The sequence below is a fragment of the Sodalis sp. RH22 genome (assembly GCF_047324165.1).
Taxonomy (GTDB): Bacteria; Pseudomonadota; Gammaproteobacteria; order Enterobacterales; family Enterobacteriaceae; genus Acerihabitans.
This window is the reverse complement of record NZ_CP178731.1, coordinates 1,209,348-1,225,677: the sequence shown is the minus strand read 5'-3', so window position 1 is coordinate 1,225,677 and position 16,330 is coordinate 1,209,348. Positions and strand designations below refer to the sequence as shown.

Genomic DNA, 16,330 nt, shown 5'->3' with positions numbered 1-16,330 from the left:
ATATGCCCACCTGCAGCAGCCCGGGAGCCGGTTGACGGCGGCGGCGGGATTGTCCGCGCGCCGGCGCCCCAGGTGCATATCCTCGGCGGCACGTCCGACGCGCTGGCGTTATGCCGGGTGATGGCCCGGCGCGGAGTGTCCTATAGCCTGTCGGTGGCCACCGCCACCGGCGAGGCGCTGGCGGCGGGCGTGGGCGGCGCCCGGCAGGTGGGCCGTATGGACGCCGCCGGCATGGCCGGGTGGCTTTCGGGGGCGCGCTGGGTTATCGACGCGTCCCATCCCTATGCCGAGCTGGCGTCGCAACATCTGGCGGCGGCGTGTCGGGCGCTGGCGCTGCCGTTGACGCGTTATGAACGTCCCAGCGATATCGACGCCATCACGCATCCCCGTTTATTACCGGTGGATTCGATAGAGCAGGCGTGCCGGACGGCGGCGGCGCTGGGACAGCGCATCCTGCTGACCACCGGCAGCAAACAGCTGGCTGATTACGTCAGGCTGCTGCCGGGCAAAACCCTCATAGCCCGCGTGCTGCCCACCGCCGCGATCCTGGCCCAGTGCGCGGAGCTGGGCCTGGGCGTCAGCCAGGTGATCGCCATGACCGGTCCCTTCAGCCGCGAGCTGAACCTGGCCCTGTACCGCCAGTACCGGCCAGAGGTCATGATCACCAAGGAATCCGGCCGGGAAGGAGGCTACGCCGAAAAGGTCTTGCCTTGCCTGGCGCTGAATATCCCCTGCGTGGTCATCCGCCGGCCGCCGATGCGGTGGGATGACGTGATAAGCACGCCGGACGCGTTTGAACACCGGCTGGACCAGTGGCTGAACGCCGCCGGCACGGCGAATAAGGAATCATCATGAAAAAAGCGCTGTTGACCATCAGTTTCGGCACCACCTACACCGAGGCGCGCGAGCGCAATATCGACGCCTGCGAACGGCGGCTGGCCGCCGCATTCGCCGATCGCGTCCCGTTTCGCGCCTTCACCTCCGGCATGGTCATGCGCAAGCTGGCGCAGCGGGACGGCCTGTTTATCGATTCGCCGCAGCAGGCGCTGGAAAAACTCTGGCAACAGGGCTATCGGGATGTGGCGATCCAGTCGCTGCATATCATCAACGGCGATGAGTACGAAAAAATCCTGCATCACGCCGCGGCCTGGCGCGGACGTTTCGACCGGCTGCATATCGGCGCGCCATTGCTTAACGACGAGCGCGATTACGGGCGGCTGATGGCGGCGCTACAGGCGCAAATGCCCGCGCTGGCCGACGACGAGCGGGTGGTGTTTATGGGACACGGCACCCGCCATCATGCGTTTGCCGCCTACGCATGCCTGGATCATATGCTGGCCGCGCGCGGTATCCCCGCGCTTATCGGCGCGGTGGAAAGTTATCCCGACCTGCAACTGGTCATCGCGCGGCTGAACGCCCAGAAGGTACGCAAGGTGCATTTAATGCCGCTGATGCTGGTGGCGGGCGATCACGCCATCAACGATATGGCGTCCGGGGAGCCCGATTCCTGGAAAAGCCAACTACAGCGTGCCGGCTACGCATGCCGGTGCTGGGTACAGGGGTTGGGGGAAAACCCGCTGGTCCAGCAGCTGTTTGTCGATCATCTCCTGGATCGCGTCACCGAAGAGGTGATGCCATGACCGGCCGGCTGTATGCCATCGGCACCGGGCCGGGCGCCGCCGATTTGATTACGGTGCGCGGCGCCCGCGTGCTCGGCCAACTGGATGTGCTGTACGCGCCGGCGGGACGCAAGGGCGGCGACAGCCTGTCGCTGAGTATTGTGCGCGAATATCTCGCCGCGCGGGTCGATATCAGGACGCGCCATTTTCCCATGAGCCTGGACGCCGGGGAAAAGGATGCCGTGTGGGACGCGGTGGCCCGCGAAATGGCCGCTGATGTGGAGCAGGGGCTGCAGGTGGGTTTTATTACCCTGGGAGACGCCATGCTGTACAGCACCTGGGTATTTTTACTGGCGCGGCTGCAGGGGCGCATACCCATCGACATTATTCCCGGCGTCACCTCGTTCGCCTGCATCGCCGCCCGGGCGCAAATGCCGCTGGCGATGGAAAGCCAGTCGCTGGCGGTGATGGCCTGCACCGATGATGAAAGCGCGCTGGAACAGGCGCTGCTGTCCCATGACTGTGTGGTGCTGATGAAGGTGTATGGCCGTTTTGCCCGCATCCAGGCGCTGCTGGGCCGCCTTGGCCTGCTGGAACACGCCCTGCTGATGGCGGACGCATCGTTGCCGCAGGAGAGGTGCTTCCGCGCGCTGGGCGACCTGGCGCCAGATCAGGCGTTACCTTATTTTTCCACGGTGGTGGTCAATAAAGGCTGGCCCGCCGCCGCAACAGCGCATTTTAATGGATAACCGAGGAGTTAACCGATGAACCTACAGATTGGCAAGGGGATGTCCGCGTTCGGCGCCGGCATGACGCTGTTATTGCTGGTGGTGCCGCAGGATGCGTACGCCATGCATATCATGGAGGGTTTCCTGCCGCCGATGTGGGCGCTGGCCTGGTGGCTGCTGTTTTTACCCTGTCTGGCGATCGGACTGACGCGCATGCGGCGGATTGTGGCCGAGGACAGCAACCGCAAGGTGCTGCTGGCGCTGTGCGGCGCGTTTATCTTTGTGCTGTCGGCGCTGAAAATCCCGTCGGTGACCGGCAGCTGTTCCCATCCCACCGGGGTGGGCCTGGCGGTGATTATGTTCGGGCCGTGGGTGCTGTCGGTGCTGGGGGCGGTGGTGCTGCTGTTCCAGGCGCTGCTGCTGGCCCACGGCGGCCTGACCACCCTGGGCGCCAATGCCATTTCCATGGCGGTGGTCGGCCCGATGGTGGGGTATGTGGTCTGGCGGCTGTCGCTGCGCTTAGGCCTGCGGCGCGATGTGGCGGTGTTCCTGTGCGCCATGCTCGCCGATCTGTCCACCTATATGGTGACGTCGCTGCAACTGGGACTGGCGTTCCCCGACCCGGTGTTTGGCTTTACCGGCTCGGCGCTGAAATTTATGGGCGTGTTCTGCCTGACGCAAATCCCCATCGCCATCGCGGAAGGACTGTTAACCGTTATGATTTACGACCAACTGACCAAACGGCAGTTGTTAACCGTCGGGAGTCATTAAAATGAAAAAAATGCTGATATTGCTTTCCCTGGTGGTGGCGCTGATGGTGATGCCGTTTTTTATCAACCATGGCGGCAGCTACGGCGGATCGGACAACGAGGCGGAAGGTCTGATAGGCACCCTGGCGCCCAATTATAAACCCTGGTTTTCGTCGCTCTATGAACCCGCCAGCAGTGAAATCGAAAGCCTGCTGTTTACCCTGCAAGGCTCGATCGGCACCGGGGTGGTATTTTATATTCTCGGTTTTTATCGCGGCAGGGAGAGCCGCGGCAAAAACAAGCGCGGTGGGGAAGGCCGCGGCGATGGCCGCCAGCCCGAAGATGAAGACGACGCCGGCCGGGACGGACGTCATGCTTGAAATCGATCGCCTGTCCTGGCAAAACCGCTGGCAGGCGCGGGATCCGATGCGCAAGTTCGTTCTCTATGCGGCCTTGCTGGGCATTGCGCTGCTGACATCGCCGCTGTATCAATGCGCCACCCTGCTGCTGCTGATCCCCTTGACCTGCTATGTGGCGCGTGTGGGTCTGGCGCGCTATCTGCGCTGGCTCAGCGTGCCGCTGGGATTTCTGGCGGTCAGCCTGCTGAGCATCGCGGTATCTTTTGCCTGGTCCGGCGGTAGTATGATCTACAGCGTGCGGTTGGGAAGCCTGTACCTGGGGCTGGATAAACAGGGCCTGGCGTTGGCCAATCTGGCCATGTGGCGCAGCATGACCGCCCTGGCGGCCACCTATTTATTCGTGCTGACCACGCCTTTTACCCAGATTATCCAGATCCTCAAACGCTGCCGCCTGCCGCGGCTCTTGATCGAGCATACCCTGCTAAGCTATCGCTTTATTTTTATCTTTCTTGACGAGGCCAACGCCATCCGCCAGGCGCAGTCGCTGCGCTTCGGTTACTGTTCGCTGCGTACCGGCTATCATTCGCTGGCGATGCTGGTGGGCATGCTGATGCTGCGGGTCATCACCCGCTACCGGGAAATGTCCGTCGCGCTGGAGGTGAAATTGTACCAGGGCGAATTCCATTTATAAGGATCGACGATGTTAGCGACCGAAGCACTCAGTTTTTCCTGGCAGCAGGATCAGCCGGCGCTGTGCGATTTAACGCTGGATTTCAGCCGCGGCCGGGTCACCGGCTTGATTGGCGCCAACGGCTGCGGCAAGTCCACGCTGTTCATGAACCTGCTGGGTTTGCAAAAGCCGCAAAGCGGCAGGGTGCTGTGGCGGGGCAAGCCGCTGGACTATGATAAACGCAGCCTGCTGGCGCTGCGCCAGCAGGTGGTCATGGTGTTCCAGGAACCGGATCACCAACTGTTCTATACCGATATCGACAGCGATATCGCGTTTGCCCTGCGCAACCTCGGCGTGGATGAAGCGGTCATCCAGGCGCGCCTGGCGCAGGCGTTGACGCTGGTGGGGGCCAACGGCTTTCGCCACCGGCCGATCCAGTACCTCAGCCATGGCCAGAAAAAACGCGTGGCCATCGCCGGGGCGCTGGTGATGCAATCGGATTACCTGTTGCTGGACGAACCCACCGCCGGGCTGGATCCGCAGGGCCGCGAGGCGATGATCGGCATTATCCAGCGCATCGCGGCCCAGGGCCGGCACGTCATCATCGCCAGCCATGATATCGACCTGATTTATCATATCTGCGATTACATCTATGTCATGGCGCAGGGACGCCTGCTGGCCGAGGGCAGCGAGCGGGAGGTGTTCCAGCAAGCGGCGATGCTGGCGCGCGCGGGGCTGAGCCAGCCTTGGCTCATCAAGGCGCATACCCGGCTCGGCATGCCGCTGGTGAAGACGGAAGATGAACTGTTCGCTTTTTACGAACAATCCCGGGAGGCAAAAGTATGACGATGTCAATCATGGTACAGGGCACCGCGTCCGACGTGGGTAAAAGCGTCCTGGTGGCCGGGCTGTGCCGTATTTTTGCCCAGGACGGCCACCGCGCGGCGCCGTTTAAGGCGCAGAATATGGCGCTGAATTCCTGGATCACCCGCGATGGCGCTGAAATGGGCCGGGCGCAGGTGTTCCAGGCCGAGGCGGCGGGCATTGAGCCGGACGTGCGCATGAACCCGGTATTGCTCAAGCCGACCAGCGATCGGAAATCGCAGGTGATCGTCATGGGCGAGGCGCTATGCCACATGGACGCCATGGATTACCATCGCTACAAGCCGCAGCTGCGCGCGCGGGTCGGCGAAGTATTCCGCAGCCTGGCGGCGGATTTCGACATTATCGTGCTCGAGGGCGCCGGCAGTCCGGCGGAGATCAACCTGCGCGATCGCGATATCGTCAATATGGGCATGGCGCAACAGGCGAACGCGCCGGTGCTGCTGGTGGCCGATATCGACAAGGGCGGGGTGTTCGCCGCCATTTACGGCACCCTGGCGCTGCTGCGCCCGGATGAAAAAGCGCGGGTCAAGGGGGTGATTATCAATAAATTCCGCGGCGACCTGGCGCTGCTCAAGCCCGGGATCGCGCAAATCGAGGCGCTGACCGGCGTGCCGGTGGTGGGCGTGATGCCATGGTTCGACGAGCCGCTGGAAGATGAGGACGGCGTCGCCCTGCAAGGGGATAAATACCGCCTGGGCGGCGCCCGTGAACTGGATATCGCCGTGGTGCAGTTGCCGCATATCGCCAACTTTTCCGATTTTAACGCGCTGGCGGTGCAGCCGGATGTACGGCTGCGTTATGTAAAGCGCGGCGAAGCGCTGGGCGTGCCGGATCTGCTGATTATTCCCGGCAGTAAAAACACCTTGGGCGATCTTGCCTACCTGCGGGAAAACGGCATCGATGCCGCTATCCATCGCGCCCATGGGCAGAGCGTGCCGGTTCTGGGCATCTGCGGCGGTTTCCAGATGCTGGGCAGGCGGGTCACCGACGGCATCGAATCGGGCATCGCCGAAACCGACGGCCTGGGGCTGCTTGATTGCGACACCCGCTTCGAGCCGCGTAAAATCACCACCCAGGTGGAGGCCGGCGTACAGGCCTTGCCGGCGGGCATCTTCGCCGCCGCGGGCGGCCTGGCGCTGAGCGGCTATGAAATCCATATGGGCCAGACCACGCTTGGCACCGGCGCGCGTCCCTTCGCCACGTTATTACGGCAAAACGGCCGCCCCTGCCGGCAGGACGACGGCGCGGTTAACGCCGCGGGCGACGTGGCCGGCAGCTATATTCACGGGCTGTTCGACAGCCCGTTGTTTACCCGGGCGCTGCTTGACGCGCTGCGCGCGCGGCGCGGCCTTGATGCGCTGGATACGCCGGTGACCGGCTGGCGCGAGCGCAAGGAGCTGTCGTTTGATGCGCTGGCAGGCCAGATGCGCGCCCATATCGATATCCCGCTGCTGTACCGTATTATGCGTGAGCAGGCGGCGACGGGAGAACCGGCATGATACTGGTGACCGGCGGCGCGCGCAGCGGCAAAAGCCGCCTGGCCGAAAGCCTTGCCGCCCGCGACGGCGGCGCGGTGCTGTATATCGCCACCTCGGTGGTGACCGACGAAGAAATGGCGCAGCGGGTGGAAAAACATCGCCGCGATCGTCCCGCGCACTGGCTGACCTGGGAAGGCCATCGCGATCTTGACCGGGTGATCCGCGCCCATGCCGGCCGGGTCGATGCGGTGCTGCTGGAGTGCGTCACCACGCTTATCACCAACCTGCTGTTTGACCAGGCGGGCGCCACGCCGCCCGATGCGATGGATTTCGACGCCATCGAGCGCCATATCGCCGGGCACATCGACGCGCTGATCGCCGCCTGCGCCGACGCGCGCTGCCGGGTGGTGCTGGTCACCAACGAACTTGGCATGGGCATCGTACCGGAAAATCTGCTGGCCCGGCGGTTTCGCGATATCGCGGGCAGGGTCAACCAGCGGCTGGCCGCCGCCGCTACCGACGTCTGGCTGGTGGTATCCGGCATTCCGGTGCCGATCAAAGGCGGCGACCAGAGGGACCAGCCTGCCGGCAATCCCTGCGTAAATACTCACCATCGCCGCGGCGGGGCAACACAATGACGTCTTTTCTGGCCACCCTGCAATTTATGACCCGCCTGCCTGTGCCCGCGCGCTGGACGCGGGATTTGCCGCTGGACGCCTATGCGCGCGGCGTGATCTGGATGCCGGTGGTGGGATTGGTGGTGGGCGGGTGCTGCGCGCTGGTCTTCGCCCTGGCGCAGCCGGCGTTCGGCACGCCGCTGGCCGCCCTGCTGGCGGTGCTGGCCAATGCCATGGTCACCGGGGCCTTTCATCTCGACGGGTTGGCGGATACCTGCGACGGTATTTTCTCGGCGCGCAAGCGCGAGCAGATGCTGGAGATCATGCGCGACAGCCGTATCGGCACCAACGGCGCGCTGGCCATGGTATTCGCCATCGGCCTGCGGCTGGCGGCCATGGCGGCGCTAAGCCTGCATCCGGGCGGCGCGCTGCCCTATATCATCGCCGCTCCGGTGGTAAGCCGCGCCCTGATAAGCATTCTGATGTATCACCAGCGCTATGCCCGCGAAACGGGGCTCGGCAACGTCTATATCGGCAAAATCAGCGGCCATCATTTTGCCGTGACGCTGCTCGCCGGCATGCTGCTGACCCTGGCGATTGCCGGCCTGCGCGGCCTTGCTGCGGCGCTTATCGTCCTGGCGCTGGCCTACGGCTACCGCGCCAGGATTAACGCGGTGCTGGGCGGCCAGACCGGCGATACCCTGGGCTGCGGCGTGGAGGTATTCGAATGGCTGTTTTTGCTCGCGGCCCTGGCCGTTCCGCTATGAGACTCTATTTAGTGCGTCACGGCGAAACCCAGGCCAACCGCGACGGCGTTTACTGCGGCGTCAGCGATGTGGTCCTGACGCCGAAGGGACGCTTCCAGGCGCACCGGGTGGCCTGGCAACTGGCGGAGATTCCCTTCGGGCGGGTCCTGACCTCCCGGCTCAGGCGCAGCCGGGAGACGGCCGATATCATCCGTCCCGGCATGCCGCCTGAGGCCTGGCAGGAATGGGACGAAATGAATTTCGGCGCCTGGGAGCTACGCCATCATCGCGATCTCGCTACGCAGGATCCGCAGCGCTATGCGGCCTGGTGCGACGATTGGCAGCATGTGGCCCCGCCCGGCGGCGAAGGGTTCCAGGCGTTTGCGCGGCGGGTGGGGCTTGCGGCCGCGCGCCTGCGCGAACAGGACGGCGCGGACGCCATCTTGCTGGTGGCCCATCAGGGCGTGCTCGGCGTACTGCTGGCCACGCTGCTGGGAATGCCGCCCGCCGCCATGTGGCATTTTCCCTTCCGCCAGGACGCCTTTACCCAGGTCACGCTTAACGACGGATTTTGTGTACTCAACCAGTTAAACGACAGCGGCCGGGCCATGATGCCCGCACGCTGAAACCGTAACCCATTTTCCAGGAGAAGGTAATGAAAACACTGCAACAGGTCATCGACGCCATCCGTCCTTTGGACGAGAAAGCCATGGCGCGGGCGGAACAGCGTCTCGACGGCTTGCTTAAGCCGCCGGGAAGTCTTGGCCGCCTGGAGACGCTTGCCGTCCAGCTGGCGGGCATTATGGGCGACCGGCCGCTGGCGTTTGCGGGTAAAGAGATGATGGTGATGGTGGCCGATCACGGGGTATACGAAGAAGGGGTGGCGGTATCGCCGCGCATCGTTACCGCCATCCAGGCGGCGAATATGGTCAAGGGCACCACCGGGATCTGCGTGCTGGCGGCCAACGCCGGCGCGGCCGTCACCGTGGTGGATCTGGGCATTGACTGCGAGCAGCCTTTGCCCGGACTGCTGGACCGGCGCATGGGCCGCGGCTGCGGCAATATCGCCACCGGTCCGGCGATGACCGCCGGCCAGGCGCGCACCGTACTTGAAACCGGCGCGGCGCTGGTTGCCGACGCGGTTGGCCGGGGCATCACCTTATTCGGCGTCGGCGAGCTGGGCATGGCGAACACCACGCCCGCCGCCGCGCTGGTGAGCGTGTTAACCGGCGCGCCGGCGCAGGACGTCGTCGGCCGCGGCGCCAACCTGCCGCAGTCCATGCTGGCGCATAAAATCGAGGTGGTGGAGCGCGCCATCGCCGTAAACCGCCCGGATGCGCGGGATGGCCTCGACGTGCTGGCGAAAGTGGGCGGTTATGATCTCGGCGGCATGGCCGGCGTCATGCTGGGCGCCGCCGCCGAGGGCGTCCCGGTGATACTGGACGGTTTTCTGTCCTACGCCGCCGCGCTGGTCGCCTGCCGCATCGCCCCGCAGGCGCGGCCTTATTTCATCCCCTCGCACCTTTCCGCGGAAAAAGGGGCGAAGATCGCCCTGGCCCATCTGGATCTGCGGCCTTATTTTGATCTGGAGATGCGCCTGGGCGAGGGCAGCGGCGCCGCGCTTGCCATGAATCTGGTGGACGCCGCCTGCGCCGTTTATAACGACATGGGCACGCTGGCGGACAGCGCTATCGTCCTGCCCGCCCATTAAACGCCACCGCGGGCGGCAACGTGCCTATCCCGCGGTTGCCGCCCGCCCCGGCGGCCATTAACCCGCGCTGACCCGCGCCAGCGGCAATATCGTGCCTTTTGCCGCCGCCCTCTATTGACCCTCCCGCGCTTACCCTGCATGCTCTGCAATACGACCGGTCGTATTATTTTTTCTCTTTTATCGTCTTTTATCTTTTCAGGCAGAGGATGTTCCATGAGCACACCCAAGTACGGCGCGCGCCTTGCGCCGCTATTATTGCTGCCGGCGCTGGCTGCCCTGATGGCCGCCGGCTGTAAGCCCGCCGCCCCGGCGCAGCAAACACAGCAGGCGATCCCGGTGGCGGTGACCACCGTGATGTTCCAGCCGGTACGCCAATGGGACGATTTTACCGGCCGGCTGGAAGCCATCCAAAGCGTGGACGTCAGGCCGCGGGTCGGGGGTTTTATCGATGCTATCGCGTTTGACGACGGCGCGCGTGTCCATAAGGGCCAGGTGCTGTACCAAATTGATCCCAGGCCCTATCAGGCGGAGGTGGACCGGCTGGAGGCCGGGCTCCAGCAGGCGGTGGCTAACGCGGCGCTCGCCAGGACCAACCGCGAGCGCAGCCGGCGGCTGATCGTGGTGAACGCGATTTCCAGCAGCGAGCTGGATGCCCAGGAGGCCAACGCCAAAGTCACGGTGGCCAATGTGGCCGCCGCGCAGGCGGCGCTGGCCACGGCGCGGCTTAACCTGTCGTTTACCCAGGTGAGCGCGCCCATCGACGGGCGCATTTCCAAGGCGCTGATCACCCGGGGCAATCTGGTGACCACCGACAGCCTGCTGACCACCATTGTCTCCGATAGCCCGATATACGCGGCGTTCAATGTGGACGAGCAGGCCTACCTGAAATATGCCGCCGCCCAGCGCGGCAAGGATAACGCGGTCTTTATCGGCCTGATGGGCGAAAACGGTTTTCCCCACCGCGCGCGCCTGCGTTTCCTGGATAACGTGGTGGATCCCCGCAGCGGCACCCTGGCGGCCAGGGCGGTCTTGGATAATGCCGACGGCAGCCTGACGCCGGGCCTGTTCAGCCGGGTGCGCCTGGTGTCCTCCGAGGTGCAGCGGGTCGCCCTGCTGCCGGAACAGGCGCTGGGCACCGATCTGGGCAAACGTTATGTGCTGGTGCTGGATAAGGACCGGCGGGTGCAATATCGGGCCATTACCCTGGGACAGGCGGTGGGCGAGTGGCGCATCGTGAAAAGCGGGCTGAACGAGGGCGAACAGGTGGTGGTGGACGGGCTGCAAAAAGTGCGGCCGGGAGACGTGGTGGCACCGCACGCCGCCGCCACGGATACGTCGCCGGCCGCGCTGGCCGCCTTGCTTCCCCATGATTAGCGGTGACCTGATGAAAGGCGTCCGCGGCAGCGGCGCCATGGCCTGTTACCTATCTATGAGATTATTATGAATATTTCACGGTTTTTTGTCAGCCGGCCCCGGTTCGCGGTGGTGCTGTCGCTGGTGATTTTCGCCGCCGGCTTAGTGGCGCTGCCGCTGTTGCCCATTGCCGAATATCCGGAAGTGGTGCCGACCACCATTGTGGTCAATACCACCTTTGCCGGGGCGGATCCGTCCGTTATCGCCGAAACGGTGGCCTCGCCTATCGAACAGGCGATTAACGGCGTCGAGGGCATGCTGTATCAATCCTCGCAGGCCACCAGCGACGGCGCCCTGACCGTGACGGTCACCTTTGCGCTGGGCACCGACGGCGACAAGGCCCAGGTGCTGGTGCAAAACCGCGTGGCGCAGGTGCTGTCGAGGTTGCCGCCCGAAGTGCAGCGGGTCGGCGTGACCACCAATAAATCCTCGCCCACGCTGATTGAAGTGGTGCACCTGACCTCGGACGATAACCGTTATGACATGCTTTACCTGGCAAGCTATGCGCAACTGCATGTCAAGGATGCGCTGGTGCGCGCGTATGGCGTGGGTGATGTCAGCGTCTTCGGCCTCGGGCCCTATTCCATGCGCGTCTGGCTCGATCCGGAACAGCTGGCGGCGCGCTCCCTTACCGCCGGCGACGTGGTGGCGGCGCTGCGCGAGCAAAATATCCAGGTGGCGGCGGGGCAGGTAGGCGGGTCGCCCGCCGCCAGCCAGGCGCAGTTCCAGATTTCCGTGGTGACCCAGGGACGGCTGGAAACCGAAGAGCAGTTCGGCGATATCATCCTGCGCGCCGACGGACAGGGCAAGATTATCCACTTGCGCGATGTGGCGCGCCTGGAACTGGGCTCGGACAACTATTCGTTGCGTACCCTGCTCGACAACCAGCCCGCGGTGGCGCTGGGCGTTTTCCAGCGTCCCGGCACCAACGCCCTGCAGATGGCGGATAACGTCCAGTCCACCATGGACCGGCTGGCGAAGGATTTCCCCCAGGGCGTTAAATACCATATCGTCTACAACACCACCGGCTTTGTGCATCAGTCCATCAATGAAGTCGTGCATACCCTGTTCGAGGCCGTCATCCTGGTGGTGCTGGTGGTGATTTTATTCCTGCAAAGCTGGCGCGCCTCGATTATTCCGCTGGTCGCCGTGCCGGTAAGCCTGGTGGGCACGTTTGCGGTCATGCTGCTGATGGGCTTTGGCCTGAATGCCCTGACCATGTTCGGCCTGGTGCTGGCCATCGGCATCGTGGTCGACGACGCCATCGTGGTGGTGGAAAACGTCGAGCGCAATATCGCCCTGGGATTAGCGCCGGTGCAGGCCACCCATAAGGCGATGAGCGAGGTCAGCGGCCCCATTATCTCCACCGCTCTGGTGCTGTGTTCGGTCTTTATCCCCACCGCCTTCCTCAGCGGTCTGACCGGCGAATTTTATCGCCAGTTTGCCCTGACCATTGCCATTTCCACGGTGATCTCCGCCTTCAATTCCCTGACGCTGTCGCCGGCGCTGGCGGCGCTGCTGCTGCGCCCGCATCACGCCGCCCGGGATAACTTCCAGCGCTTTATCGACCGGGTGTTCGGCTGGCTGTTCCGGCCGTTCAACCTGGGGTTTGTGCGCTTGTCCCATGGCTATGTCGGGGTGGTGTCGCGCGTACTGCACCGGTCGTCGGTGGCGCTGCTGATCTACGGCGGGCTGCTGGCGCTGACCGTCCTGCTGTTTATGCGCACGCCTGGCGGATTTGTGCCCCAGCAGGACAAGCTTTACCTGGTGTCGGTGATCCAATTGCCGGACGCCGCCACGCTCGATCGTACCGAGGCGGTGGTGCGCCAGGTCAGCGATATTGCGCTGCATACGCCGGGCGTCAGCCACGCGGTCGCGTTTCCCGGTCTGTCGATTAACGGATTTGTGCGCAGCACCAATTCGGCGGTGGTCTTTTTGCCGCTGGATGATTTTAGCGCCCGCCGCGACCCGTCGCTTTCGGCCGGGGCCATCGCCATGACGCTTAACCAAAAGCTTTCCGGCATAACCGAAGCCAATGTGGCGGTGTTCCCGCCGCCGCCGATCCTGGGGCTGGGCTCGCTCGGCGGTTTTCGCCTGCAAATCGAGGATCAGGCCGATCGGGGGCCGGACGCCTTGTTCCAGGCAACGCAACGGCTCATCGCCGCCGCCGCCAAAGATCCCGCGCTGACCGGATTGTTCACGTCCTATCAGATTGGCGTGCCGAAAATCCATGCCGACGTCGATCGGGAAAAGGCCAAGGCGCAAGGGGTATCGCTTACCGATCTGTTTGAGACCATGCAGGTGTATCTCGGCTCGGTCTATGTCAATGATTTCAACCGCTTCGGCCGCACTTACCAGGTGAATGTGCAGGCGGACCAGCGTTTTCGCATGCATGCCGAGGATATTGGCCATTTGCAGACCCGTAACGCCGCCGGGCAGATGATTCCCATCGGCGCGTTTGTCACCACCTACGACACCACGGGTCCGGATCGCATCAGCCACTATAACGGCAGCCTGACGGCGGAAATCAACGGCGCGCCGGCGCCGGGCTTCAGTTCGGACCAGGCCCAGGCCAGGCTTGAGGCCCTGGCGCAACAGGAATTACCTCATGGGATGAGTTTTGAATGGACGGAACTGACCTATCAGCAAATCCTGGCCGGCAATACCGCCATTTATGTCTTTCCCATCTGCGTGCTGCTGGCGTTTCTGGTGCTGGTGGCCCAATACGAAAGCTGGACGCTGCCGCTGGTGGTGATCCTGACCGTGCCCATGTGCCTGCTGTGCGCGCTGATCGGCGTGCAGTTGACCCATGGCGACAACAACGTCTTTACCCAGATTGGTCTGGTGGTGCTGGTGGGGCTGGCATGTAAGAACGCCATCTTAATCGTCGAATTCGCCCGCGACCGCGAGCTGGAAAACGACAGCCTGCTGCAGGCGGTGCTGAGCGCCTGCCGGCTGCGGCTGCGGCCGATCCTGATGACGTCGCTGGCGTTTATCATGGGGGTGGCCCCGCTGGCGGTGTCGGTGGGCGCGGGGGCGGAGATGCGCAATGCCATCGGCATCGCGGTATTCGCCGGCATGCTGGGCGTGACGTTGTTCGGTTTTATCCTTACCCCGGTCTTCTACTGGACGATTCGCCGCATCACCGGCGGCACGCTCAAGGGCGGACAGGACGCGCCAGGGACGGACGCGACCGCCGCCCCGGCCATCGCACCAACGGGCAAAGATGGCTGACAGGATAGGCTATGATGACAGGAGCGCTTTTCAGCGGCTGAAAAGCGCGCCGCGCCGTGGGCCGCCTGGCGGTAAAGGGCGGGGCGCCCGGGACGCTTTGCTTGCAAAATACGACCGGTCGTCTATATAATCATGCGGTATTCGTTATCTGGAGGCTCTGTTTTTTATGGCAAAACCAAGCGTACGCGATAAAATTGTCGACGCCGCGCTGGAACGTTTTCATACGCTCGGTTTTAGCGCGTGCAGCGTGCAGGATATTGTGGATACCGCCGGCGTGCCGAAAGGGTCTTTTTATAACTATTTCAAAGCTAAAGAATTACTGGCGCTGGAAGTACTCTCCATTTATGGCCAGGACTCGAACCGTGAAATCCTTGAAGACGCCAGCCTGCCGCCCATTGAGCGTCTGCGCGCGCATTTCGAGTACATGGCCGCCTATTACGCCGACTTCGGTTATGAAAAAGGGTGCCTGATCGGCAACCTGGCCGCCGAGATGACGGATAACACGCCGCTGCTGCGTCAGGCCATTTGCCAGTCGCTGGAAAAATGGACCGCCGCCGTGACCGCGACCCTGCGCGAAGGGCAAAAGGACGGCACCATTATCGCCAGCCTGGATGCGGAAAAAGTGGCCCGTTTTGTTATCAATAGCTGGGAAGGCGCGGTTGTGCGCATGAAAATAGCCCGTTGTCGGCAGCCGCTGGATGATTTTTTCGCCGTGGCCTTTCCGTTATTAAACCGTCCGACGCCGGAATAATCGCCACAGCTATTTGCCTGACGCCCGTTTCTTTTCCTGACTGCGAGCCTATCATGACCGGAAGGACCTTGACCCTCGGACGCCGGGCCAGTTTTTGGGTGGCCGCCGCTGTTGTCGGCCATACTATCTGGACCAGCGCCGCGCCCGCCATGACCTATCCGCTGTATGCCTCGGAATGGGGCCTGACCACCACCCAAACGTCGACTATCTTTGCCATCTATCCCATCGTGGTGGTGGCCATCCTGGTGTGTTTCGGCGATATTTCCGATTATATCGGGCGGCGCACCACCATGTTGTTGGGATTGGCGGCGTCGCTTATCGGGGTATTGCTGTTCGCCGTCGCGCCTGGTTTGTGGTGGATTTATCTCGGGCGGGTCTTCATGGGCATCGGGGTGGGGTTGTCGGCGGGGCCGTCCACCGCCGCCATGATTGAGTTTAGCGCCGAGGGCCAGGCCAAAAAAGCCAGCGCCATTACCACGGTGTCGCAGGCGGTGGGCCTGGCGCTGGCGACGTTGGTGGGCGGCGCGCTGATAGAGTACGCGCCTTTTCCCACGCGGCTGAACTTCTGGCTGCTGCTGGTTATCATCCTGGCTATTTTTGCCGCCGCCTGGTTTTTGCCGCGCCATAGCGCGGTGCCGGGGCAGGGACGCTGGCGTCCGCGAACGCCGTCGGTTCCCTCGGGCCTGGGCGGCGTGGTGCTGACGGCGGTGGCGGCGGTGGTATGCGCCTATTCTATCGGCACCGTGGGGTTATCGCTGGGCGCCAAGATAGCGCGGGATCTGATCGGTTCCGCCAACGTGCTGCTTAACGGCGCCACCATGTCGGTGTTCGCCATCGTGCTTGGCGTGGTGGGACTGGCCTGCAAAAGTATGCCGTCGCGTACGGCGATCGCTCTGGGCGGTCTTTGCACGGTGGCGGGCATGGCATGCCTGGTGATCTCGGTATCCTGGCATTCGCTGCTGCTGTTCCTGGCCTTTTTAATCGCCGCCGGGTGCGGTTATAGCCTGTTGTTTATGGGCGGGCTGGGGCTTATCAATATGTATGCGCCCGCCCGTCTTCGCGGCGGCACGCTGTCCGCGCTGTATTTGGTGGCCTACCTGATCCAGGGGGCGTTTGCGCTGCTGCTGGGCGCCAGCGCCAGTCGTTGGGGGCTGGGCTTCGCCATCGACCAGGGCGCGGTGGTGATTGCCTCGCTGTGTCTTATCACCGGCGCGATTGCCGTCTTTATGACCGTACCGAAAGCCGCCCACCTCGCGGTACGGTGCGTGGAAAAAAATCAGTGACAACGTCACAATAATCCATTCCCGGCTGTTAACACGCCTGCCGCGCTGGCAGGCGGCAAACCCCGTCCTATCGGCACTTTCTCCCGC

Annotated in this window: 15 protein-coding genes and 1 pseudogene; all 16 read left to right on the top strand. The window is 63.5% G+C overall.

Annotation, left to right across the window (positions count from 1 at the left end; translation table 11 throughout):
* Window positions 1-48: 48 nt before the first annotated feature.
* The 16 genes and pseudogenes from cobK (at window position 49) to ACL2XN_RS05480 (ending at window position 16,243) form a co-directional block, all read left to right on the top strand.
* Window positions 49-855 carry a precorrin-6A reductase gene (gene cobK, locus ACL2XN_RS05555; RefSeq protein ID WP_413730947.1) on the top strand — a complete coding sequence of 269 codons (807 nt, stop codon included), beginning with the start codon at window positions 49-51 and terminating at the stop codon, window positions 853-855.
* Window positions 852-1,640 carry a sirohydrochlorin cobaltochelatase gene (gene cbiK, locus ACL2XN_RS05550; RefSeq protein WP_410015119.1) on the top strand — a complete coding sequence of 263 codons (789 nt, stop codon included), beginning with the start codon at window positions 852-854 and terminating at the stop codon, window positions 1,638-1,640. Before cobK ends, cbiK begins: the two co-directional genes overlap by 4 nt.
* Window positions 1,637-2,368, top strand: coding sequence for a cobalt-factor II C(20)-methyltransferase (locus ACL2XN_RS05545; protein ID WP_410015118.1), 732 nt, complete (start codon window positions 1,637-1,639; stop codon window positions 2,366-2,368). Before cbiK ends, ACL2XN_RS05545 begins: the two co-directional genes overlap by 4 nt.
* A gap of 15 nt (window positions 2,369-2,383) precedes the next feature.
* The gene (cbiM, locus tag ACL2XN_RS05540; protein ID WP_413722842.1) at window positions 2,384-3,118 is read left to right on the top strand and encodes a cobalt ECF transporter S component CbiM; all 735 of its coding nucleotides are present in this window, start codon (window positions 2,384-2,386) and stop codon (window positions 3,116-3,118) included.
* A gap of 1 nt (window position 3,119) precedes the next feature.
* Window positions 3,120-3,476 carry an energy-coupling factor ABC transporter substrate-binding protein gene (locus tag ACL2XN_RS05535; RefSeq protein ID WP_413728432.1) on the top strand — a complete coding sequence of 119 codons (357 nt, stop codon included), beginning with the start codon at window positions 3,120-3,122 and terminating at the stop codon, window positions 3,474-3,476.
* On the top strand, window positions 3,469-4,146 hold the full coding sequence (locus tag ACL2XN_RS05530) for an energy-coupling factor ABC transporter transmembrane protein (protein ID WP_410015115.1): 678 nt from the start codon (window positions 3,469-3,471) through the stop codon (window positions 4,144-4,146). The genes ACL2XN_RS05535 and ACL2XN_RS05530 overlap by 8 nt, the downstream gene beginning before the upstream one ends.
* A 9-nt stretch (window positions 4,147-4,155) precedes the next feature.
* Window positions 4,156-4,971, top strand: a complete 816-nt coding sequence (locus ACL2XN_RS05525; RefSeq protein ID WP_413730450.1) for an ATP-binding cassette domain-containing protein — start codon at window positions 4,156-4,158, stop codon at window positions 4,969-4,971.
* The gene (locus ACL2XN_RS05520; protein ID WP_413730449.1) at window positions 4,968-6,509 is read left to right on the top strand and encodes a cobyric acid synthase; all 1,542 of its coding nucleotides are present in this window, start codon (window positions 4,968-4,970) and stop codon (window positions 6,507-6,509) included. The genes ACL2XN_RS05525 and ACL2XN_RS05520 overlap by 4 nt, the downstream gene beginning before the upstream one ends.
* Window positions 6,506-7,048, top strand: a pseudogene (cobU, locus tag ACL2XN_RS05515) (bifunctional adenosylcobinamide kinase/adenosylcobinamide-phosphate guanylyltransferase); the annotation flags it as partial. The gene ACL2XN_RS05520 and the pseudogene cobU, both read left to right, overlap by 4 nt.
* 74 nt (window positions 7,049-7,122) lie before the next feature.
* Window positions 7,123-7,872, top strand: a complete 750-nt coding sequence (gene cobS, locus ACL2XN_RS05510) for an adenosylcobinamide-GDP ribazoletransferase (protein ID WP_410015112.1) — start codon at window positions 7,123-7,125, stop codon at window positions 7,870-7,872.
* Entirely contained in the window at window positions 7,869-8,477 is a 609-nt protein-coding gene (locus ACL2XN_RS05505; protein WP_413730448.1) for an adenosylcobalamin/alpha-ribazole phosphatase, read from the top strand. The genes cobS and ACL2XN_RS05505 overlap by 4 nt, the downstream gene beginning before the upstream one ends.
* Before the next feature lie 29 nt (window positions 8,478-8,506).
* Window positions 8,507-9,562 (top strand): nicotinate-nucleotide--dimethylbenzimidazole phosphoribosyltransferase, encoded by a 1,056-nt coding sequence (gene cobT / locus ACL2XN_RS05500; RefSeq protein ID WP_413730447.1) that lies wholly within the window; start codon window positions 8,507-8,509, stop codon window positions 9,560-9,562.
* A gap of 213 nt (window positions 9,563-9,775) precedes the next feature.
* Entirely contained in the window at window positions 9,776-10,936 is a 1,161-nt protein-coding gene (locus ACL2XN_RS05495; RefSeq protein WP_413730446.1) for an efflux RND transporter periplasmic adaptor subunit, read from the top strand.
* Between the two features lie 66 nt (window positions 10,937-11,002).
* Complete coding sequence (locus ACL2XN_RS05490; protein WP_413730445.1) at window positions 11,003-14,209, top strand: efflux RND transporter permease subunit; 3,207 nt, start codon at window positions 11,003-11,005, stop codon at window positions 14,207-14,209.
* A gap of 166 nt (window positions 14,210-14,375) precedes the next feature.
* Window positions 14,376-14,960: a TetR family transcriptional regulator C-terminal domain-containing protein gene (locus ACL2XN_RS05485; protein ID WP_410015107.1), complete on the top strand. Its 585-nt coding sequence runs from the start codon at window positions 14,376-14,378 to the stop codon at window positions 14,958-14,960.
* Window positions 14,961-15,013: 53 nt separating this feature from the next.
* Entirely contained in the window at window positions 15,014-16,243 is a 1,230-nt protein-coding gene (locus tag ACL2XN_RS05480; protein WP_413730444.1) for an MFS transporter, read from the top strand.
* Window positions 16,244-16,330 lie beyond the last annotated feature (87 nt).